The sequence below is a fragment of the Streptomyces sp. Sge12 genome (assembly GCF_002080455.1).
In the GTDB taxonomy this organism is placed as follows: domain Bacteria; phylum Actinomycetota; class Actinomycetes; order Streptomycetales; family Streptomycetaceae; genus Streptomyces.
Map to the genome: position 1 here is coordinate 7,293,110 of NZ_CP020555.1, position 21,007 is coordinate 7,314,116.

The following is a 21,007-nucleotide window of genomic DNA, read 5'->3' on the forward strand; positions in this document are numbered from 1 at the left end:
CCATGTCCACCACGCCCACCACCCTTCCCGCGGCCAGGAAGCCGGCGGAGACCGACCGGCCCGCGGGCGCGCGCGTCGAATTCCGCGGCCTGCGCAGGGCGTTCGGATCCACCGTCGCCCTCGACGGGCTCGACCTCACCGTCGAACCCGGTGAGCTCCTCGCCCTGCTCGGCCCGTCCGGCTGCGGCAAGACCACGGCCCTGCGCGTCGTCGCCGGATTCGAACAGCCCGACTCCGGCGAGGTCCTCGTCGACGGACAGGACATCACCCGGGTCCCGGCCAACCGCCGCGACGCCGGCATGGTCTTCCAGTCGTACAGCCTCTTCCCGAACCTCAGCGCCCGCGACAACGTGGCCTTCGGCCTGCGCGTGCGCAAGGTCGGCGCGGCCGAGCGCCGCGAGCGCGCCGCCGAACTCCTCGACCTGGTGGGCCTCCCGGACCACGGCGACCGCTACCCGCACCAGATGTCCGGCGGCCAGCAGCAGCGCGTCGCCCTCGCCCGCGCCCTCGCCCTGCGCCCGCGCGTGCTCCTGCTCGACGAGCCGCTCTCCGCGCTGGACGCCAAGGTACGGGCGAACCTGCGCGAGGAGATCCGCCGCCTCCAGCTCTCCCTCGGCATCACCACCGTCTTCGTCACCCACGACCAGGAGGAGGCGCTGTCGATGGCGGACCGGGTCGCCGTCCTGAACGCCGGGAAGCTGGAGCAGTGCGCCGCGCCGGCCGAGCTGTACGACCGCCCGGCCACCCCCTTCGTCGCCGAGTTCGTCGGCACCATGAACCGGCTGCCCGGCCGGCTCGCCGGCTCCGGTCTGGTCGAGGTGGCGGGAGCCCGGCTGCCCGTCGACGGCCCGGTCCCCGCGACACCGGACGTGCAGGTCCTCGTACGCCCCGAGAACGTGACCGTCACCGCCGACGCCGAGGGCACCGCCACCGTGGTCTCCGCCTCCTTCTTCGGCTCCGTGACCCGGCTCCACCTGGACCTGCCCGACGGGGTGAGCGTCAAGGCGGACCTGCCCTCGCGGGAGGCCGGCGCTCTCGCGCCGGGCGCCCGCGCCGCCGTCGGCCTGGCCGAGCGGCCCGTGCTCGTCGTGGCCGGGTCCGCGTGAGCGCCCTCGCCGCGGTCCTGTTCGACATGGACGGCACCCTCGTCGACACCGAGGTGCTGTGGTGGCGGACCACCGAGGAGATAGCGGGCGGCCTCGGCCACCGGCTCACCGACGCGGACGCGCCGGAGGTCGTCGGACGGGCGGTGGAGGACACCGCCGCCCACCTGGTACGGGTCTCGGGAGGGGGAGACCCGTACGAGGTGGCCGCGGCGCTGACCGAGGGCTTCTTCCGCGGGGTGGAGGCCGGGGCGCCCATGCGGCCCGGCGCCCAGCGGCTGCTGACCGAACTGGAGGCGGAGGGCGTGCCCTTCGCCCTGGTCAGCGCGTCACCGCGGGTCGTCGTCGACTCGGTGGTCGGGGGCTCCCTGGCCCATGTCCCCTTCGTCTTCACCCTTTCGGCCGACGACACCACCCGCACCAAGCCGCACCCGGACCCCTACCGGGCGGCCGCCGAACGCCTCGGCCTCGCACCGCGGGCCTGCGTCGCGGTGGAGGACTCGCCGGACGGCGCCGCCTCCGCGGAGGCGGCCGGCTGTGCGGTCCTGGTGGTCCCGTCCCTGCTCGCGGTACCGCCGTCAGCGCCGCGGACCTTCGCCGAGTCGCTGGAGGACGTCACCGTGGCACGGCTGCGGCGCTGCCTGACGGCGGTGGCCTGACGGAGGTGGTCTGACGCCGGGCCCGACGTCGGGGCCCGACCCCGGGCCCGGCCTCCGGGCTCAGGCCGGCAGGCCGAGGATGTCCAGGACGCCCTCGGCGTAGGCGGCCGTCCCCGAGCCCGGGGCCGTGGCGATCTCCCGGCGGAAGCCGTCGACGCCGGTACGGACGAAGGCGGCGCACTGCCCGTGCAGCCCGGCCTCGTGGGTGCCGCCGTCGTCCACGGTGCACAACAGGGCGAGCAGGGTCCACAGCAGGGCCTCGCGCGTCGCCCGCCGGGGCGGCCCGGCGGACCACACGGCCATCAGCACGGCGCACACCGCCGGCGCGGGCGGCTTCAGGTGCTCGGCGAAGAACACGTGCCCCTCCAGCGCGTGGAACGCGGCGGGATGCCCCTCGGCGGCATCCCGCACGGCGTCCACGAGATGGCCCGCGGACCGGCCGCAGCCGCACACGATGGCCTCCCAGTCGTGCCGTGCGATCTCCGCCACCACAGAATCCGGAACCAGCGGGCTGAGCAGCCCCGCGGACCGGCGCAGCAGAGCCTGCTGCCGCTTCTCGCTCCCCGTCATGGGGCACAGTATGAGGCCAGGTCGGAGCCCTCGGCGAGGGGGGTCGGAACCGGATTCCGGGGGTCGTCGTCTGAGACCCCGTGTGGATGAAACGAAGAATTGCGGCCCTGCTGTTCGCCCTGCTCGCGACCCAGCTGGGGTCACTGGTCAACCCCGCCTACGCGTGCGGGTGCGGGGCCATGATTCCCGACGGTCAGTCCCGGATCGGCGTCGACCGGGAGACCTCCGTCGTGCGCTGGGACGGCCGTACGGAGCAGATCGTCATGCGCTTCTCCGTCGGCGGGGACGCCCACCGGGCCGCCTGGATCATGCCGGTGCCGGGCCGGGCCACGGTGGAGCTGGGCGACAGCCGGATGTTCGACGAACTGGGCCGGCTGACCCGGCCCGAACACAGGACCCGCAGCTACTTCTGGCCGCGCGACCGCGACTGGCCCTTCGACCCGGCCACGGGGGACATGGCGGGAGCTCCGGCGCCCGGCAGCGCGCCGCCCGTCGGCGTCGTCGGGCGTGAACAGCTCGGCGACTTCGACGTCGCCCGGCTCACCGCCACCGACCCGGACGCCCTGCGTAACTGGCTGGAGAGCAACGGCTTCAAGCTCCCCGACCGCCTCGCCACCGAGGTCAAGCCCTACGTCGACCAGAAGTGGGAGTACGTGGCGGTCCGGCTCGCCCCCCGCGACCAGGGCAAGCCGCTGCGCGGCGACCTGGACCCGCTGCGCATCCGCTTCGAGAGCGACCGGCTGGTCTACCCGATGCGGCTCTCCCGGATGGCGAGGACGCCCCAGTCCCTCGGCCTGTACGTGCTGGCCGACCACCGCATGGAGCCCGCCTCCCCGATCGGCGGCTCCGCACCCGAGGTGACCTTCGCGGGGACCATCCACCCCGAGACCGGCCCGCTCTCCGAACTGGCGGGCGCCGAGCCGGTGTTCCTCACCGCGATCGACCAGCGGTTCCCGGCGCCTGAGCGCATCGACGCCGACCACGAACTGCGCGCCACCGCCGCGGACACCCCCTACCGCCGGGTGATCCACCAGGACGAGCTGCTCACGGTGGGCGGCGTCCCGGCCTGGCTCCTGACGGTCGCGGCCGTACTGGTGGCCCTGACGGCCTCGTCCGTCGCCGTGCTCCGCATCCGCCGCCGGCCGCGCCCGGCTCCGGCGGCCTGAGGCGGGCCGGGCCGGGCCGGGTCGGGTCACCCGCCCGAGCCCGGCCGGGTGCGTCGATCACCGCATAAAGGGATGAAACGGGCAAGAATGGGGCGCTGATCCGAATCCCGGCGCGATGCGGCGGCCCAGGGATGTTGAGGTGGCCGGGATGGCGGACCCTTCGGCGAAGGCTCCGGAGACGGGGGACTGCGGGGGCGGCCGGGACGGCGGGGGCGCCGTCGAGCGCGGCGGGTACCGGCAGGAGCTGAAGCGGACCCTCGGCTCCTTCCAGGTGTTCGCCATCTCGTTCGCCTTCATCTCCGTCGCGGTCGGCATCTTCGCTACCTACGACGAAGTACTGGTCACCGCCGGGCCGGTCGGGATCTGGCTGTGGACGGTCGCAGCGGTCGGCCAGACCCTGGTGGCGCTGGTCGTGGCCCAGTTCGCGGCGCGCATCCCGCTCAGCGGCTCCTCGTACCAGTGGGCCTCACGACCCTGATCAGATTCGACCGCGCGGCACTGGAGGCGGAGCCGGGTGACGCGGGCGCCTTCGAGCACTGACGCCCCGGCCCGGCCCGCCCGCCGGATCACGCCCGGGCGGGCCGGCGGAACAGGGCCGTCCACAGGAACGGCTCGCCGAAGAGCGGGGACTCGGCGGGCTCGTCCTGCATCCGGCGCAGTTCGACCTCGGTCAGATCGCCGAAGATCGCCTGCAGGGACTCCGGGGTGTAGGCCAGACCACCCTGGAGACCGGCCTCCCGGTAGAACTCCTCGTCCGGGATCTCGGACCCCATCGCGCCGGCCGCGAAGCAGGTCAGCGCGAGGTGCCCGCCGGGGGCGAGGGACCGTTCGAGCAGGGCGAGGTAGCTGACCCGGCGGTGCGGCGGCAGGTGGTGGAAGCAGCCCGAGTCGCAGATCAGGTCGTACGGGCCGCTCAGCGTGGTCGCGGCGAGGTCGAAGGCGTTCCCGCAGTGGAAGCGGACCCCGGCGCCCGACTCCCGCGCCCGCTCCTCGCCCCAGGCGATGGCCGCCGGCGACAGATCGACGGCGTCCACCTCGAAGCCCAGGGAGGCGAGGTGCAGGGCATTGCGGCCCGGCCCGCAGCCCAGGTCCAGGGCCCGTCCCGGGCCGATCAGGCCACGGTCGAGGTACGAGACCAGGCTCTCGTCCGGCTTCGGCACGAAGAACGGCACCGGCTTGGCGCGGTCCGCGTAGAAGCCGTCCCACCAGGACGCACCATCGGCCGTCCACCGGTCGGCCTCCGGTGCGAAGAGGCCGTCCAGCAGCCTCAGTACGTCCTCGACCGTGCGGATGTTCCGGTCCATCCGGCCCCCTCTCCGATGATCCAATACTACGTGCCGGGCCTCACAGCGGCCGGGGCGGCTGGGTCCGCCAGAAGGCGCACTGGTGGTCCGCCCCGAACGAGGTGCTCGTCCGTGTCACGGCCGGGTCGAGGGTGAGCACCCCGGCGGCTCCGGGGCCCGTCGGCGGCCACACCGGCTGCCCGGCCACCACCGGCGCACCGAAGCGGGCGAACGCCGCCCAGTAGCGCTTCATCCGGTTCCCCAGCGCGACCTGGACCGGGGTCAGCGGACGCTCGCCCATCGTGAAGTCGTGCAGATAGGCCAGCTCCGCACTGTGCGCGTTCGACTGGTCCAGACCCGGCACCTGCGCACCCGCGAGCGTCGGCGACCGCGGGTCGTCGAACTCGTAGACGTACGTCGGCACCTGGGCCGCGAACAGCTGCGCCGTCCACTGGGTGTGGCACGCGAAGGTCGAGTCCGTCATCACGGCCGACAGCGCCAGGTACGGCGAGCCGTGGGCCGCGACCGGATACCGCGCGAGCACCTCGGGCCCCGCGGCTCCGTAACCCGCCAGGACCTGCGCCGTGTACTGCTCGGCGGTCAGCTGCGGCTGGGTGAGGGCGACGAAGAAGCGGGCCTCGGCACGGGTGCTCCCGATCAGCACCGGCACCTTGTTCCACGCACCGCTCCCGATGGCCTGCGCGGGAGCGACCGGCAGCAGCCCGTCACCGGAGGCCGGACCCCGGGTGGGCAGCGTACGGGCCGCCTCCACCAGCGCCGGTCCGGGGACCGCGCGCAGACAGTCAGCCGGTTCGGCGGCCGCCGAGCACCCCGCCCGAGCGGCGAAGGCCCGGGCCTGCGCCTCGGCGTCGGCGCGGTCCGGCGTACCCAGCAGGGTGCACGGGCCGCTCTGCAGCACGGCCCGGTGGAACAGGCCGGCGGCCGACGGGGCGGCCAGGAGCGCGCAGACGGAACCGCTGCCCGCGGACTGTCCGGAGATCGTGACGCTCCCCGGGTTCCCGCCGAAGGCGCCGATGTTCTCCCGGGTCCAGCGCAGTGCGGCGAGCTGGTCCATCAGCCCGAAGGACCCGGAGCGCAGGGCGTTCTCGCGGCCGAGCTCGGGCAGTGCGAGATATCCGAGCTGTCCCAGCCGGTAGTTGATGCTGACCACCACGCTCTGGGTGAGGTCCGCCATGGTCCGGCCGCCGAACTGGGTGCCGGTGCCCTGGCTGTACGCACCCCCGTGCATCCACACGATCACCGGGAGGCGGTCTCCGGGGCGGGCGGTCCGGGGCCGGTAGACGTCCAGGTACAGGCAGTCCTCGCTGACCGCCGCCGGATCGCTCAGGCCGAAGGGCGAGAACTGCAGGCACGCGGGGGCCTGCCGGGTGGCCTCCCGCACCCCGGGCCACCGGGGCGGGGGCGCGGGCGCCCGGAGCCGGGCGGACCCGACCGGGGGAGCGGCGTAGGGGACACCGAGGAACTCCTGCGCGCCGTCGCGGGACTGGCCGCGCAGGCCGCCCTGCGCGACGGTGACGACCGGGCGCGCCGCTCCGCCGGAGGGGGAGGGCGACAGCGCGGCCGCCGCGGGTGGGGCCGAGGCGAGCAGGGCCATCAGGGCGAGTGCGGTACCGAGCAGCGACCTTGCCGAGGACAGCCGCTTTCCGGGCCTCTTCATCCGTCTCCTCCTGGAGTGTGCCGGTGCGTGACGACGTCGTGCCGGGGTGGGGACAGGGCCGGGCCGGCGTCGGCGCCGGGCCCGGCCGGCCGGGGCGGAGCGGGGTGCGGGCCCCGCCCCGGCCGGGGTTCGTCAGGGGCGGAGCCCTGCGATCAGGGCGGAGGTCACGGCGTGGTCGACCGGGCCGGTGTTCCAGTTGGGGCTCATGGGGCTCACGGCGATCCGGTTGGCGACGACGGCCTCCAGGTCACCGCCCTTGGCGGCGGGCCGCAGGTCCACCCTCACGGCCACCTTCCAGGTGCCGTCGCCCGCGTCGGTGAAGTCCGGTTCGAGCAGGGTCTGCGGATCCTGGAAGGTCGCGGCCACACCGGCGGCCGTCCCCTTGCCGTCCGCGCCGACCACCGGGTGGTTGACGTTCAGGCCGACGCCCTGGGGCAGCAGCGGCCCCGAGCAGGCGCGCGCCCGCAGCCGGTCGATCAGCTTGACCGCGAAGTCGAGCGTCGGGCCCATGGCGTTGACGGTGGTGACCGGGTCGGGGACGGTGACGCCGCCGGTGCTCAGCGCGATGGCCGGTACGCCGTGCTCCAGCGCGGCGACGGCGCCGCCGACCGTACCGGAGTGGGTGGCGAGACCGGCCACGTTGGGCCCGAAGTTGGTGCCCGAGACGACCAGGTCGGGCGCGTCCCCGGCGAACACCTCGGCCAGCCCGAAGGCGACGGAGTCGCCGGGGCTGCCGTCGACGGCCCAGACCTTCGGCTCGGGGTGCTTCACCGTGATCGTCGGGGCGTTCGACATCTTCGTGCCGGCACCGCTCTGGTTGGTGAGCGGGGCGACGATCGTGACGTCGTGTCCGGCGGCGGTCAGCCGCTCGAAGGCCTTGCGGATGCCCGGTGCGTTGTAGCCGTCGTCGTTGGTGAGCAGGATCCGCAACGGCCCGGCGGGCGCGGCCTGCGGTGCGGTCTGCGGCGCTGCGACCGCCGGTGCCGTGCCGGCCAGGGCCGGCGTGCACAGCAGCAGGGCGGCCAGCGACAGAACTCGCTTGCGTCTCACGTGGTGCTCCTTGGGAGGAAGGGAGATGAGGGTGGGCAGGGGTGGGTACCGGCGGGCGCGCGACCCTCGGCGTGCGCCCGCCGGAGCTGTGGGCGGGCCCGGCAGGGGTCAGCGCACGCTGCGGATCGGGAGGATGGCGAGCGCGCCGACCAGCGAGAGGGCCCCGCCGACGAGGAAGAGCGGCGTGTAGCCGCCCAGAGCGGTGACGACGGCCGAGGCGACGAAGGGGGCGATGATCTGCGGCCCTGCGTTCGCGATGTTGAGGACGCCCATGTCGCGGGCGGCGTCCTCGGCCCGCGGCAGCACCAGGGTGACGAGCGCGGTGTCGACGGCCATGAAGCAGCCGAAGGCGAGTCCGTTGAGCGCGCTGAAGACGAGCATGCCGGTCCAGGTCGGGCTGATCACGGGGACCGCCATGACGAGCCCGGCGAGGGCGGCCGACACGCCGACGAACACCTTGCGGCGGTTCCAGCGGTCCGACAGCAGACCGCCCACCACGGTCGAGACGGCCATCGCGACCATCGACACGGGTGTCAGTACGGCCATCGCGGCGGGCGGGGTGAGTCCGCCGGGCAGCGTGATGTGGTCGTCGAGGATGTACAGCTGGTAGCCGACGACGGAGAAGTATCCGAGGACCATCAGGGCCCGGCCGATGAAGGCCCACCGGAAGTCGTGGTTGGCCAGGGCCGAGAGGAAGGCGGCCAGTTGGGCGCCGCGGGCCTTGGCGGGTGCGGGGGCGGCGGGCTCGGTGCGCGCGACGTCCCGGCAGAAGGTACTCAGCAGCAGGGCCGACCCGGCGACGATCGCGCCGAGGACGAGGTAGCCGGTGCGCAACTGGTCCGCGGTCTGGGAGGCGACGAGCACGCCGACGGTACCGCCGATGGGCAGGCCGAGCCCGACCAGGGCGGATGCGGTGCCCCGGCGGGCGGCGGGGATCCGGTCGGGCACGATCGCGGTGACCGCCGCCTGGAAGACGTTCATGGTCGCCTGGATGAGACACCAGCCGATGCCGACCAGCAGCGCAGTGGTCGCGTTCCCGAGGGCGGCGAGGAGGGCGAGGGAGGCCAGGCCGCCGCCCACGATCCACGGGTTGCGGCGCCCGCTGCGGTCGGAGAGGGCGCCGGCTATGGGGTTGAAGGCGGTGGCGAAGACCGCGCTGATGCCGCCGATGAGGCCGAGTACGGCGACCTTGTCGTCGGGGGCGATCGCGGCGATCTGGGTGGGCAGCAGGACGGAGCCGACGCCCATGTAGAGCGCCATCATCGCGGAGTTGGCGACCAGCAGGAGGGGCAGGAGAGCACGCCGGGGGGCGGGCTCCCCGGTCGGGGGGACGGACGGTTCGACGACTTCGGGCGTGGCCATGACGACTCCTCGGGGGACGGAGCGGGGAGGTGGCGTGCGGGGAAGAGGGGGGGGCGGCCCGCGGGCGGGCGCCGGACGGCGTCGTCGCCGGGAGGATGCGGTGGCGGACGTCGATTCGTAACGTGATGTTGTTACACGTGTCACCAGGTGCGGTGGACACTGTGTAGCACCCATTTCCGGGCTCCGCCAGAGTCTGCGGCAGGTCGTTGTGCAGATCGTGACCGACGGGGGAGTCGGCATGCCATGACGTGTAACCAACGCCTGGCGGCCGTCGCGCACCACGGATGTGTCGAGAAATCCTCTTGCCCTTGTGGCGGTCGTGACGCATGGGCAATACTCCGTGCCGCACCGCGACAATCCTGTCGCCGGCGGGCCCCGGCCCGCCCGTCCCGGACGCCGGGAGCCGTGTGCCTCCGGTCGCGTGCGCGCGGCTGCCGGCCGCACCGGCCCCGTAGCGCGCCGCGCTCCCCGCCACCCGGGCTCCTCCCCGATACCCGCTTCCGCTCCCTCCCGCTCCTTCCGCTCCCGGGCGCCGTCCTGCGCCCGACGCTTCCGTGCCTGCTCTCCGCGTGCCCCCACCGCCTGGGGAGACGACCGTGAAAGGCCCGCCATGTTCCCCTCGCCCTCCTCCGTGCCGCCGCGGCCGCACCCGACGGTCCGCCCGCCCCGCCACCACCTTCCGGCGGCCCCGCCCCGCCATGCGCTCGGCCTCGGGATCGCCCTCCTCGCCCTCGCGCTGCTGGCCGGGCTGCTGCTCCGGCTGGACCGGCGGCCGTTCTTCCAGGGCCTCGACGACCGCTGGGCGGCCTCGGTGAACGACTCGGCCGACGGAGCCGCCGGGGGTGACGGCCTCGGCGGCTTCACCACCGTCCTCGACCGGCTCGGCGGCCCGCTCGGCATGGTCGTGCCGCTGCTGGTGATCGGTTGCCTCTGCGTCTACGGGCGCTGGCGCTCGGGACTGTTCGTCTTCACCGTCACCGTCGTCGCCAACCTCGTCGTGCTGCTGCCCCTGAAGCAGTTGGCCGACCGGCCGCGTCCGCCGCACCCGTGGGTCCTGGTCAGCGACGGCTCGTACCCGTCCGGGCAGGTGTTCAGTGCCGTGACACTGGTCGTCTCCGTTGCGGTGGTGGTGTTCCCGCCGCGTGCGCGACGCTGGTGGTGGGCGTTCGGGGCCGCGTACGTCCTCGCCATGATGGGCAGCCGGACCTGGCTGCACGCCCAGTGGCTCAGCGACACCTTCGCCGGCGTCCTCGTCGGCGCCGGCACCTGCCTCGTCCTGTGGCGGGCCTTCGCCCCGCTGCTGGAGACGGAGTCGGAGCGGATGGCCTCGAACAGCCTGTGGCTGTGAGGCCCGCGCCCCGGAGCCGGATTATTGAGCATCATTGACGTTCGACAAATTCACGCCATAGTCTCGACCGGCGGCGTGCACCCGGCACGCGGCAGCGAGGAAGGAACGGCTCATGCCCCACCCCCCAGGCCGGGACCGGACGCTGGTGGACCTGCCCGCAGGTCGCCTGAGCGGCGCGAACGAGGGCGGGGTCACGGTCTTCCGTGCCGTCCCCTACGCCGCGGCGCCGGTCGGCGACCTGCGCTGGCGGCCCGCCCGGCCGCACCCCGGCTGGATCGGCACGCGGGACGCCACCTCCGACGGTCCGAGTGCGCCGCAGATGTACGTGGAAGGCGGTGACCCGGTGCTCGGCGGGCACGGGTCGCCCCCCTTCGACGAGGACTGCCTGACCCTGAACCTCTGGACGCCCGCCGTCGACGACGCCCGGCGGCCGGTACTGGTCTGGATCCACGGCGGCGGCTTCGTGTCCGGCTCCGGCTCGCTGCCCGGCTATTCCGGTGAGACCTTCGCGCGCGACGGCGACCTGGTCGTCGTGAGCATCAACTACCGCATCGGGCCCCTGGGTTACCTCTACCCGGGCACCTACGACGCCGAAGAGGAGGAGGGCGGCGAGGCGGGCGGCAACTTCTGGCTCGGCGACCAACTCGCCGCCCTGCACTGGGTGAAGGAGAACATCGCCTCCTTCGGGGGTGACCCGGACTGCATCACCGTCGCGGGGCAGTCCGGCGGCGCAGTGTCCACCGCCGCCCTCGCCGGCCACCCGCGGGCCGAGGGCCTGATCCGCCGGGTGATCCTGCAGAGCCCGCCCTTCGGGCTGGACCTCCCCGGCCCGGCCGCGTACCTCGAGCGCACCGCCGCCTACCTCGAGCTGGCCGGCGCCGCGAACATGGCCGAGCTGCGCGCACTGCCCTGGCCCGAGCTGATCGCAGCAGGCGGCGGACTGTTCGCGCAGACCATGCGCTGGGGATACTGGCCGACGCCCTTCCTGCCCGTGATCGACGGAGTCACCCTGGCCCGCCACCCCGCACAGGCCCTGCTGGGCGGGGCCGCGGCCGACATCGACGTCATGATCGGCTGGACGCGCGAGGAGGCCAACTTCGGCTTCGCCCTGGACGACGGGTACGCCGCGGCCACCCGCGAGCAGGTGACCGACCGGATCGCGCAGACGTTCGGGAGCGAAGCCGCCGAGGACGTGTACGCGGCGTACGAGCGGGCCCGGCCCGGCGTCCGTCCGGTCGACGTCCTCATGGACCTCATCACGGACGAGCTCTTCCGGGTGCCGGCGGTGCGACTGGCCGAGGCGCGCGCGGCGGCGGGCCGTCCCGTGTGGGCCTACCAGTTCGACCTCCCCACCCCCGCCCACGAGGGCCGGCTCGGCGCCGCACACTGCCTCGAACTTCCCTTCGTCTTCGACAACTTCGACCAGTGGTCGCACGCCCCCTTCCTGGCGGGCCTCGCGCCGGCCGTCCGCGACGGCCTCGCGTACGCCATGCACCGGGCCTGGATCGCCTTCGTGCGCACCGGCGATCCGAACCACCCGGACCTGCCGCGCTGGCAGCCGTACGACACGGAGTCCCGCACCACGATGCGCTTCGACTCGGTCGTGACCGCCCTCGGCGATCTCGCGGGAGCCTCCCGGCTCCTGCACCGGCCCGTCACCCCCTGACGCCGCCTGGCACCCCCTCGCACCCCTGACGCTCCCGGCATCCCCGCTCCCTTGATTTGACTCGTGTAACCTCATAAGGAAGGAGTACCCGAGCAAAACAGTGCAGAAGGAGCGTCGAGGGACGTCATGGCCAAAGACACACACGTCCCGGCATCGATCACCAGTGCCGACGTGGCCCGCCTCGCCGGAGTGTCGCGTGCCACCGTCTCCTTCGTCCTCAACGACACCCAGGGCCACCGGGTCAGCGCCGGCACCCGCGCCCGGGTGCTCGACGCGGCCAAACAGCTCGGCTACGTACCGCACGCCGCCGCCCGGTCCCTGCGCGCCGGCCGCAGCAACCTCGTCCTGATGCCCGCGTCGATCTCCGCGGTCGGACGGCTCGTCAGCGACTGGGTCGACGACCTGCACAGCGAGCTCGACCGGTACGGCTACACGGCCGTACTGCACGCGGGCCGTTTCGCCGACCCCGTCGACGCCGCCCGGGCCTGGGCCGAACTGCGCCCCGCGGCCGTCGTCGCCCTGGACGGCGACCGCTTCACCCCGCAGGCGGCCGAGGTGCTGAGCCGCGCCGGAGTGCGCGGCCTGCTGGCCTTCGCCTCCCACCCGGTGGAGGGGGTGCACACCATCGGCTTCGACCACACCCGCATCGGCGCCACCGCGGCCGAACACCTCATCGCGCGCGGCCGGAGCCGGATCGGCGTGGTCATGCCGCAGGAGCGCGGCCTCGGCACGCTCGCCGAGCCGCGCCTGGCGGGCGCCGAATCGGTCGCCGCCCGGCACATGGCCACGGTCACTCCGGTGGAACTGTCCTACACGCGGGAATCCGCGACCGCCCTCGCCCGGCGCTGGCGCAGCCTCGGCCTGGACGCCGCCTTCACCTACAACGACGAGTACGCCGCCCTGCTGCTGCACGCGCTCCGCGCCGAGGGCATCGCCGTCCCGGACGAGGTCGCCCTGGTCGGCTGCGACGACCTCGTCCTCGCCTCGCTCCAGCAGCCCGCGCTCAGCACGGTCCGGCTGGACATGCCGACGCCCGCGCAGATCGCGGACGCCGTGCACGAGCTGGTCGAGACCGGAACGGCGGCTCCGGTGCCGGCCGTGCGGCCGGTCCTGGTACCCCGCCGGACGTCCTGACCCGGAGGCCCCGCTGCCCCGCCGACTTCACCCGCCTGCCCTGCCGACTTCCCGGACCGGCCTCGTTCACGCGCGGGGGTTGTTGGCCGCCGTGTACGCGTCGGCGAAGGTGAACACGCTGGCGCAGCGGGGGCATTCCACCCGGCCGAAGAGGTGGACGATCGTGTCGGCCAGCGCGTCCCGGCCGTCGCGGACGGCCACCTCGTACATCCACCGCCCGGTGCCGGAAAGCTGTTCGGGGGAGGCCGGCCGCAGGGTGCGCCGCTCCACGTCGTCCAACTGCTCGGTGCGGATCGTCGAGTAGTGCCCGCGGGTGCCGATGACCATCGTCACCTCGACGGGGCAGTGCGGGCAGCCGACGCCGAAGGCGGCATCCGCGCAGTCCTGGAGGACGGCGGCCCAGTGGTACTCCTGCCGGGCCGCGAGCAGATCGCGGAAAGGATCGAGGTAGTGCTCCGGTCGCGCCCGCAGCTCCTCGTCCAGCAGCCTGCCGAGCTCGATGACGCAGGCCGTGCACTCCTCGAACAGCTCGTCACAGCCGTCGGTGGCCGCCCCGTACCGCACGATCCTCCCCGCGAGCCTGCGTGCCCGGCGGCTCGAGCCCGCGAGGCGCACCAAGCGGGGCAGTGCCGCAAGGCTCGCGGGGAACGCGAGCGGAGCCCCGACGGTCAGCCGGCGCTCCAGCTCCTCCCATGCCGCCGGGTCGTGGTCGCGCTCGACCCGGTCGAGGAGTTCGGGGACGTGGGCGCAGTCCCCGCGGCTGTCGTACATCAGTTCCCAGTCGGTCACCCGAGCATTCAATCGTGCCCGCGGGGGCGGAGGGTGCCCGCGGGTTCAGAGCGTGCCCGCGGGTTCAGACGGTGCCCGCGCCCGCGGCCGCCCCCCGACGGTCGAGGGCGCGGGCACGTTCGCGGGCGAGTGCCGGGTGGAAGAGCCACCACGCCAGCAACCCCACCCCCGCGCCCGCGGCGGCCCCGGCCACCGTGTCGCTGAGCCAGTGCGCGTGCAGCCAGGTACGGCTCCACATCATGGCCAGCGTGAAGGCCGTGCCCCCGATCCACCACGCCCGCCGCCGGGCGGCCGGGACCAGGATCACCCCGAGCAGGACGACCAGGAGCGCCGCCGTGGCCGCGTGGCCGGACGGGAAGGATCCGTGGTCGACGCGGACCAGCGGGTGGGCCGGGCGCGGGCGGTCCACCAGGTGCTTGAGGCCCTGGATGACGAGCATGTTGCCGCCCAGGTGGGCGGCGAGCAGGAAGCCGGCCGCGACCCAGCGCCTGCGGACGAGCAGTACGACCAGCAGGGACAGCGGGAGCAGGGCGCCGACCGGCCCGCCGAACAGGTCGAGGGCCGTGGCCGCGGCCCGGTAGATCCCCTCGTGGGGACCGCCCATCCAGATCAGCCAGCGGTCGTCCAGCGCCTGGAAGGGGGGATCCGCGACGTCGGAGCGGACGACGAGAGCAGGCAGGACGGCCGCCGCCAGAAGCAGGAGGCCCGCTGTCAGGACGCCGCGGCTGCGCGGCGCGTCGGGCGCGGCGCTGCGGGCGCTCCCGCCGGCCCGGTGGGGTCTGTGCCGTCTGTCGTCGGGGGCGGTGGTCGGGGTGGCGGACATGGCTGCCTTTCGTGGCCGCGACGGGGGCGCGCGGCCGGGTGTGCTGTGAAGGGGGCGGGGGGCGCGGCCGGGGCCGCGCCCCCGTGGTGGAACGGGGGCGCGGGGACCGGCGCCGTCAGACCCGCGCGCCGAGGTGGCGGGCCAGGAAGGTCACGCCCCCCTCGACGATGGCGGGGATGTCGCGGGAGCCGAGGAAGATGTGGTCGGCGCCCTCCACGGGTTGCAGGGTGACCTCGCCCCCGGCGCTCGTCAGGGCCGCGGCGAGGGCCTCGCTCTGGCTGTACGGGACCAGGCCGTCGTGCGTGCCGTGGACCAGCAGGAACGGCGGCGGGGTCGAGCCCTGCGCGTACGTCACCGGGCTCGCCGCCCGCGCCAGGTCCGGCCGCTCGGCGACGGTGGAGCCGAGCAGGGCCTCGTAGGGGTCGGGGAAGTCCCCACCGGTGGGCATGGCCGGCATGGGGTGCTCGGCCAGGGTCACGAGATCGGAGACGCCGTACCAGTCGACGACCGCGCGGACCCCGCTCTCGCCCGCGGTGACGCCCTGCGCGCCCTCCAGCTCCGCGCCCTGCGGGCTGTCGGGGCCGACGAGCCCGGCGAGGGCGGCCAGGTGGCCTCCCGCGGACTCGCCCCATGCGCCGATCCGGTCCGGGTCGATCCCGAGGGTGTCGGCGAACGTGCGGACGTAGCGGATCGCGGCCTTCACATCGTGCAGCTGGGCCGGGAAGGGGGCCTCCAGGCTGTGCCGGTAGTCGATGGAGACGAGCGCGAGCCCGGCCGCCAGTACGGCTCCGTGCAGCAGGGCCGCGGGCACGGTCGGCGGCGGGTAGCGGCGGTCGCCGTCCAGCCAGCCGCCGCCGTGGATCCAGACGACGGCCGGGAACGGGCCCTCGCCGGCGGGAACCTGTACGTCCAGCAGCCGCGGGCGGTAGCCGGGCGTGGTCGCGTAGGTGATCCCGTCGAAGTGGCGTACGCCGTCCGGGCCGGTCACCGGCGGTACGGGGGACCGGTACGGCGGGGGCGGCCAGGTCATGTCGGCGATGTCGATCTCGGAGGGAGGAGATTGCGTCATTGCGGCCCTTCCAGAAGGTGTTCGGCGGTGGCCCCGTGGCGGGTGGGGCCGGGCGCAGGCTTCGTGCCGTTTGTCCGAAATGCTTGCGCGCGTCATGGGCTGGGGCGTAGCTTGTTACACGTGTAATCAAGGACTCTAGCGACGCATTTCCGCTGCCCACAAGCCCAGAAGCGGTCCGGATTCCGGATCGGTTGCACGAGCTGCTCCAGCGGCGTCGCCTTTCCCCTCCGGGAGCACGTCATGCTCACCACCGCCGATACCGCCGATACCGCCGATACCGCCGACACCGCCGCGGTTCCTGCGCTCCGAAGCTACGTCCACTGGGTCGCCGACCCCGACGCGGCGAGCGTTCCGCAGGTCAGGTCCCGCGTGCGCGCCACGCTCGACGGCTGGCGGGTCCCGGGGGAGGTGGTGGACGCCCTGCTGCTGGCCGTCAGCGAGCTCGTCGGCAACGTCGTCCGGCATGCGGGCGCCGGTGCCGGGCGGATGCGTGTCTGCGTCGTGGCGGGCGGCGGCTGGCTGCGGCTGGAGGTCGCCGACCAGGGGGCCGGGCTGCCGCGTCTGCCCGCTCCCCGCGCGGAGGCCGACCCGGAGTCGGAGTGCGGGCGCGGGCTGCTGATGGTGCAGCTGCTGACGGCCGAGCTCGGCGGTGAACTCTCCGTCGTCGCCCGCGAGTTCGGCAAGTGCGTCCGGGTGCGCATCCCCGCGCCCTGAGCGGCCCTCCCGGGGCGTCCCGGGGTGTCCCGGCGTGCCCCGGGAGGGGGTCGGGCAGGGGCGCCGGCAGGGCGCGATATCGCGAGATGTTGACGGACGCCAAATATTCGACATACCTTGCATCCATCTCCCCGCTGCTCCCTGATTGAGGTGCCGCCCCATGGAGCTCTCCCCTTCCGCGTACGCCGACCCGTTCTGTCGCGATCGGCTTCCGCCCTCCACCCTCTGGCCCGAACTCCACTTCGATCTACCGGAGTTGGACTACCCGGACCGACTCAACTGCGCCCGGCGCCTGCTCGACGACGCCGTCGAGCGGCACGGCCCCGACCGTCCCTGCCTGCTCACCCCGACCGAGCGCTGGACCTACGGCGAACTGCAGCACCGCGCCAACCAGGTCGCCCAGGTGCTCACCGAGGACCTCGGCCTCCTGCCGGGCAACCGCGTCCTGCTGCGCGGCCCCAACAACCCCTGGCTCGTGGCCGCGTGGTTCGGCGTCCTGAAGGCGGGCGGGGTCGCGGTCACCACCATGCCGCTGCTGCGCGCCGGAGAGCTCGCCGAGCTCACCGACATCAGCCGGCCCTCCCTCGCCCTGTGCGACCACCGCTACGCCGAGGAACTTGACGCGGGCCGCCGCCCCGGGCCGCCGGACCTGCCGGTCCTCACCTACGGGGGCGGCGGACCCGCGGACCTGGTCGCGCGCTGTGCGACCAAGGACGGCCGGTTCGACACCGTCGTCACGGCCGCGGACGACGTGGCGCTGATCGCCTTCACCTCCGGTACCACCGGACGTCCGAAGGCGACCCTGCACTTCCACCGCGACGTCCTCGCCAACGCCGACACGTTCTCCCGGCACGTCCTGAAGCCACGCCCGGACGACGTGTTCACCGGAACACCGCCGCTGGCCTTCACCTTCGGGCTCGGCGGGCTGGTGGTCTTCCCCCTCCACGTCGGGGCCGCGACCCTGCTGATCGAGCAGGCGGCCCCGCTGCAACTGGCCGACCTCGTGGCGGAGCACAAAGTGACCGTGCTGTTCACCGCCCCCACGGCCTACCGCGCGATCATGGAGGCCGGGGCGGTGGACCGGCTGGCCGGACTGCGCCGCTGCGTCTCCGCCGGCGAGCCGCTGCCGGCCGCCGTGTGGCACGAGTTCCACGCCGCCACGGGCCTGCGCATCATCGACGGCATCGGCGCCACCGAGATGCTGCACGTCTTCATCTCCGCGGCCGACGAGGACATCCGGCCCGGTGCCACGGGCCGCCCCGTACCCGGCTACCGCGCCGCCGTGGTCGACGAGCACGGCGCCCCCGTCCCCGACGGACAGCCCGGCCTGCTCGCGGTCACCGGACCCACCGGCTGCCGCTACCTGGACGACCCGCGCCAGGCCGCGTACGTCCGCAACGGCTGGAACGTCACCGGCGACACCTACATCCGCGACGCGGAGGGCTACTTCTGGTACGTCGCCCGCAGCGACGACATGATCGTCTCCTCCGGCTACAACATCGCGGGCCCCGAGGTCGAAAAGGCCCTCGCCACCCACCCGTACGTCGCGGAGTGCGCGGTCGTCGGGGCACCGGACGCCCGGCGCGGCATGCTCGTCAAGGCGTACGTCGTCCTGGACCCCGGTGTCCCGGCGGACGGCTCGACCGTCCGCGCGCTCCAGTCGCACGTCAAGGCGACCATCGCCCCGTACAAGTACCCGCGCGCCGTCGAGTTCGTCAGCGCCCTCCCGCGCACCGGCACCGGCAAGCTCCGGCGCGGTGAACTGCGCGACCGCGCCCGGGCCGACACCGTCGCCGCCCCCGCCGCCGCCCCGGGACCTGCCCCCGTTCCCGCGGCCGCCGAGCCGACCGGGGTCGTCGTCGAACGCCGCGTCGAGTGGACCGACACCGACGCCGCCGGCCACTACCACCACTCCACCGTCGTGCGCTGGGTCGAGGCGGCCGAGGCCGTCCTGCTCCACCGCCTGGGCCTCTCGCACCTGTTCGGCAGCACACCCCGGGTGCACTTCGAGGCCGACTACCGGGCCCGGCTCTGGTTCGGGGAGACCGTCTCCACCGAACTGACGGTCACCAAGGTCGGCACGGCCTCCCTGCACTACGCCTTCACCGTGCGCGGCGCACAGGGCGGCGAGGCGGCCACCGGCCGCATGGTCATCGCCCACTCTGCCGCCCACGCGACCGGGTCGACCCCCTGGCCCGCGGACGTACGGGACCTTCTGGGCACGGCGGGACCGCAGCAACCGGAACTACTCACCACCGCACCAGCACCAGGAGGCACCCCGTGCGCGTCGCAGTCATAGGAGGAGGGCCCGGCGGACTGTACTTCGCGGCCCTCGCCAAGCAGCTCTCCCCGCACTGGGAGGTCACCGTCTGGGAACGCAACGCCCCCGACGACACCTTCGGCTTCGGGGTCGTCTTCTCCGACGAGACGCTCGACGGCATCTCCCAGGCCGACCGCGAGATCCACCGGGCCATGTCGGCCGAGTTCGCCCGCTGGGCCGACATCGACGTCCGCCACCGCGGCAGCACCCTCACCTCGGGCGGCCACGGCTTCGCCGCCCTCGGCCGGCAGCACCTCCTGCGGATCCTCCAGCAGCGCTGCGCCGCCCTCGAGGTGGACGTCCGCTACCGGACCCAGGCCCCGCCCGCGGCCGAACTCGCCGCCACGTACGACCTGGTGGTGGCGAGCGACGGCGTACGGTCCGCCACCCGCGCCGCCTACGCCGACACCTTCGGCACCGACCTCGACGAGCGTTCCGGCCGCTACATGTGGCTCGGCACCGACAAGGTCTTCGAGGCCTTCACCTTCATCGTCGAGGAGCAGGACTTCGGCACCCTCCAGGTGCACGCGTACCCCTACGACGCCACCCGCTCCACCTTCATCGTGGAGATGGCGGAGGAGGCGTGGCGGCGCGCCGGCTTCGAGGAGTTCGCCGACCGCGACCACCCGCCCGGCACCAGCGACGAGGACAGCATCCGGCGCTGCGAGGAACTCCTCGCGGACCACCTCGACGGGCACCGGCTCATCCCCAACAACTCCAAGTGGCTGCGCTTCACCACGGTCCGCAACCGCACCTGGCGCCACGAGAACGTCGTCCTGCTCGGCGACGCCGCCCACACCGCGCACTTCTCCATCGGCTCCGGCACCAAGCTCGCCATGGAGGACGCCCTCGTCCTCGCGGCCAGCCTGCACGAGCACCCCGACGTGGCGACCGCGCTCGCCGCCTACGAGGAGGAGCGCCGGCCGGTGGTGGAGTCCACCCAGCGCGCGGCCCAGGCCAGCCTGGAGTGGTTCGAGCACATCGACCGCTACACCGGCCAGGACCCGCACCAGTTCGCCTTCAACCTCCTCACGCGCAGCCGCCGCGTCACCTACGACAACCTGCGCGTGCGCGACGAGGGCTTCACCAGCGCGGTCAACCGCGACCCGGCCGTGCCGCCGATGTTCCGCCCGTACCCGCTCGGAGGACTGCTGCTGCGCAACCGGGTCGTCGTACCGCCGACCGCCCTGCACACCGCGCGCGAAGGGATCCCCGGCGACTTCGACCTCGTCCACCTCAGCACGCAGGCCATCGGCGGCGCCGGACTGGTCCTCGCCGGAATGACGGCGGTCGCCGCCGACGGCCGGGCCACCCCGGGCTGCCCCGGCCTGTGGAACGACGAACAGGAAGCGGCCTGGCGGCGCATCACCGACTTCGTCCACGGCCAGTCCGACACCTGCCTCGGCATCCAGCTCACGCACGCCGGCCGCCGCGCCGCCGCCCGCGACGGGCAGCCGATCGCCGCCTCTGCACTGCCCTGGGACGAGTGGAGCCCGGTCCCGCGCGAGGTCGACCGGGCCGACATGGACGCGCTCGTACGGGACTTCGCGGGCGCGGCCCGGCGGGCCGACCGGGCCGGCTTCGACGTGCTGGAACTCCAGTACGGGCACGGGCACCTGCTGTCCGGCTTCCTGTCCCCGCTGACCAACCTGCGCACCGACGAGTACGGCGGCGATCTGGACGGCCGGCTGCGGCTGCCGCTCGAAGTGCTGCGCGCCGTACGGGAGGTGTGGCCGGCCGGCAAGGCGCTGCTCGTGCGGATCTCCGCCGCCGACTGGGCCGAGGGGGGTACCACCGAGGCCGACGCCGTCCGGATCGCGGGAGCCCTCGCCGAGGCGGGCGCCGACGCCATCGACGTCTCCACCGGCGAGGTCGTCTCCCACGAGCGGCCCCGCTACGGCCGCAGCTACCAGACCCCGTACGCCGACCTCATCCGCAACGCCACCGGGGTCCCCACCATCGCCGTCGGCGCCATCTCCACGTACGACGACGTGAACTCGATCGTGCTGGCCGGCCGGGCGGACCTGTGCGGAGTCGGCCGCGCCCAGCTGCACGACCCCCTGTGGACCCTGCACGCCGCGGCCGCCCAGGGCTACCAGGGCCCGGCCGCACCCTGGGCGCGCGCCTGGCGGGCGGGCAGCGGGCGGCCCCCGTCCGCCCGCACCGACCGGATCCCGCCGCGCCTCGAACTCCTGCGGCAGCCCGCCGAATCCGTCCACCGCCGCTGGCTGCCGCGCACAGCGGTACCCGCCCACCGATAGAGCCGGAGGTGC

Annotated in this window: 18 protein-coding genes and 1 pseudogene; 11 read left to right on the forward strand and 8 right to left on the reverse strand. The window is 74.1% G+C overall.

All coding sequences use genetic code 11. From position 1 onward, the window contains the following. Nucleotides 1-2: 2 nt before the first annotated feature. Entirely contained in the window at nt 3-1,106 is a 1,104-nt protein-coding gene (locus B6R96_RS32620) for an ABC transporter ATP-binding protein (RefSeq protein ID WP_203351684.1), read from the forward strand. Next, a complete protein-coding gene (locus tag B6R96_RS32625) occupies nt 1,103-1,762 on the forward strand; it encodes an HAD family hydrolase (RefSeq protein ID WP_335755558.1) in 660 nt (219 codons plus the stop codon). Before B6R96_RS32620 ends, B6R96_RS32625 begins: the two co-directional genes overlap by 4 nt. Nucleotides 1,763-1,822: 60 nt before the next feature. Here B6R96_RS32625 and B6R96_RS32630 read toward each other — a convergent pair whose 3' ends face one another. Beyond that, nucleotides 1,823-2,332 carry a hypothetical protein gene (locus B6R96_RS32630; protein ID WP_030384497.1) on the reverse strand — a complete coding sequence of 170 codons (510 nt, stop codon included), beginning with the start codon at nt 2,330-2,332 and terminating at the stop codon, nt 1,823-1,825. A gap of 86 nt (nt 2,333-2,418) precedes the next feature. Between B6R96_RS32630 and B6R96_RS32635 the strand changes: the two genes are divergently transcribed. Beyond that, entirely contained in the window at nt 2,419-3,498 is a 1,080-nt protein-coding gene (locus B6R96_RS32635) for a DUF2330 domain-containing protein (protein WP_081525363.1), read from the forward strand. 148 nt (nt 3,499-3,646) lie between these two features. Continuing rightward, the gene (locus tag B6R96_RS32640; RefSeq protein WP_203351685.1) at nt 3,647-3,976 is read left to right on the forward strand and encodes a hypothetical protein; all 330 of its coding nucleotides are present in this window, start codon (nt 3,647-3,649) and stop codon (nt 3,974-3,976) included. 88 nt (nt 3,977-4,064) lie between these two features. Here the strand turns inward: B6R96_RS32640 and B6R96_RS32645 are convergent, their stop codons facing one another. The 4 genes from B6R96_RS32645 to B6R96_RS32660 all read right to left on the reverse strand — a co-directional run bounded on the left by B6R96_RS32645 (nt 4,065) and on the right by B6R96_RS32660 (nt 8,871). Further along, nucleotides 4,065-4,802 (reverse strand): class I SAM-dependent methyltransferase, encoded by a 738-nt coding sequence (locus B6R96_RS32645; RefSeq protein WP_081524477.1) that lies wholly within the window; start codon nt 4,800-4,802, stop codon nt 4,065-4,067. A 40-nt stretch (nt 4,803-4,842) separates the two neighbouring features. After that, nucleotides 4,843-6,459: a carboxylesterase/lipase family protein gene (locus B6R96_RS32650; protein WP_081524478.1), complete on the reverse strand. Its 1,617-nt coding sequence runs from the start codon at nt 6,457-6,459 to the stop codon at nt 4,843-4,845. A 132-nt stretch (nt 6,460-6,591) separates the two neighbouring features. Further along, nucleotides 6,592-7,509: a 5'/3'-nucleotidase SurE gene (gene surE, locus B6R96_RS32655; protein ID WP_107475628.1), complete on the reverse strand. Its 918-nt coding sequence runs from the start codon at nt 7,507-7,509 to the stop codon at nt 6,592-6,594. Between the two features lie 108 nt (nt 7,510-7,617). After that, on the reverse strand, nt 7,618-8,871 hold the full coding sequence (locus B6R96_RS32660; RefSeq protein ID WP_081524480.1) for an MFS transporter: 1,254 nt from the start codon (nt 8,869-8,871) through the stop codon (nt 7,618-7,620). A gap of 610 nt (nt 8,872-9,481) precedes the next feature. Here B6R96_RS32660 and B6R96_RS32665 point away from each other — a divergent pair. The 3 genes from B6R96_RS32665 (at nt 9,482) to B6R96_RS32675 (ending at nt 13,019) form a co-directional block, all read left to right on the forward strand. Next, nucleotides 9,482-10,219 carry a phosphatase PAP2 family protein gene (locus tag B6R96_RS32665; protein WP_081524481.1) on the forward strand — a complete coding sequence of 246 codons (738 nt, stop codon included), beginning with the start codon at nt 9,482-9,484 and terminating at the stop codon, nt 10,217-10,219. Nucleotides 10,220-10,331: 112 nt separating this feature from the next. Beyond that, complete coding sequence (locus B6R96_RS32670) at nt 10,332-11,885, forward strand: carboxylesterase/lipase family protein (protein ID WP_081524482.1); 1,554 nt, start codon at nt 10,332-10,334, stop codon at nt 11,883-11,885. Between the two features lie 126 nt (nt 11,886-12,011). Continuing rightward, nucleotides 12,012-13,019, forward strand: a complete 1,008-nt coding sequence (locus B6R96_RS32675) for a LacI family DNA-binding transcriptional regulator (protein WP_081524483.1) — start codon at nt 12,012-12,014, stop codon at nt 13,017-13,019. Between the two features lie 66 nt (nt 13,020-13,085). Here the strand turns inward: B6R96_RS32675 and B6R96_RS32680 are convergent, their stop codons facing one another. From B6R96_RS32680 to B6R96_RS32690, 3 genes are all read right to left on the reverse strand, one after another. Then, nucleotides 13,086-13,808, reverse strand: a complete 723-nt coding sequence (locus tag B6R96_RS32680; protein ID WP_081524484.1) for a hypothetical protein — start codon at nt 13,806-13,808, stop codon at nt 13,086-13,088. A gap of 64 nt (nt 13,809-13,872) precedes the next feature. Further along, entirely contained in the window at nt 13,873-14,631 is a 759-nt protein-coding gene (locus B6R96_RS32685) for a phosphatase PAP2 family protein (protein ID WP_081524485.1), read from the reverse strand. 115 nt (nt 14,632-14,746) lie between these two features. Continuing rightward, nucleotides 14,747-15,700, reverse strand: coding sequence for an alpha/beta hydrolase (locus B6R96_RS32690; protein WP_081524486.1), 954 nt, complete (start codon nt 15,698-15,700; stop codon nt 14,747-14,749). Between the two features lie 240 nt (nt 15,701-15,940). Between B6R96_RS32690 and B6R96_RS32695 the strand changes: the two genes are divergently transcribed. The 4 genes and pseudogenes from B6R96_RS32695 to B6R96_RS32705 all read left to right on the forward strand — a co-directional run bounded on the left by B6R96_RS32695 (nt 15,941) and on the right by B6R96_RS32705 (nt 20,995). After that, on the forward strand, nt 15,941-16,414 hold the full coding sequence (locus B6R96_RS32695) for an ATP-binding protein (RefSeq protein ID WP_081524487.1): 474 nt from the start codon (nt 15,941-15,943) through the stop codon (nt 16,412-16,414). Nucleotides 16,415-16,574: 160 nt separating this feature from the next. Next, nucleotides 16,575-18,185, forward strand: a pseudogene (locus B6R96_RS32700) (AMP-binding protein); the annotation flags it as partial. Beyond that, nucleotides 18,177-18,713, forward strand: a complete 537-nt coding sequence (locus B6R96_RS38335) for an acyl-CoA thioesterase (RefSeq protein WP_261341252.1) — start codon at nt 18,177-18,179, stop codon at nt 18,711-18,713. The pseudogene B6R96_RS32700 and the gene B6R96_RS38335, both read left to right, overlap by 9 nt. Then, nucleotides 18,695-20,995: an oxidoreductase gene (locus B6R96_RS32705; RefSeq protein ID WP_081524488.1), complete on the forward strand. Its 2,301-nt coding sequence runs from the start codon at nt 18,695-18,697 to the stop codon at nt 20,993-20,995. Before B6R96_RS38335 ends, B6R96_RS32705 begins: the two co-directional genes overlap by 19 nt. Nucleotides 20,996-21,007: the final 12 nt, after the last annotated feature.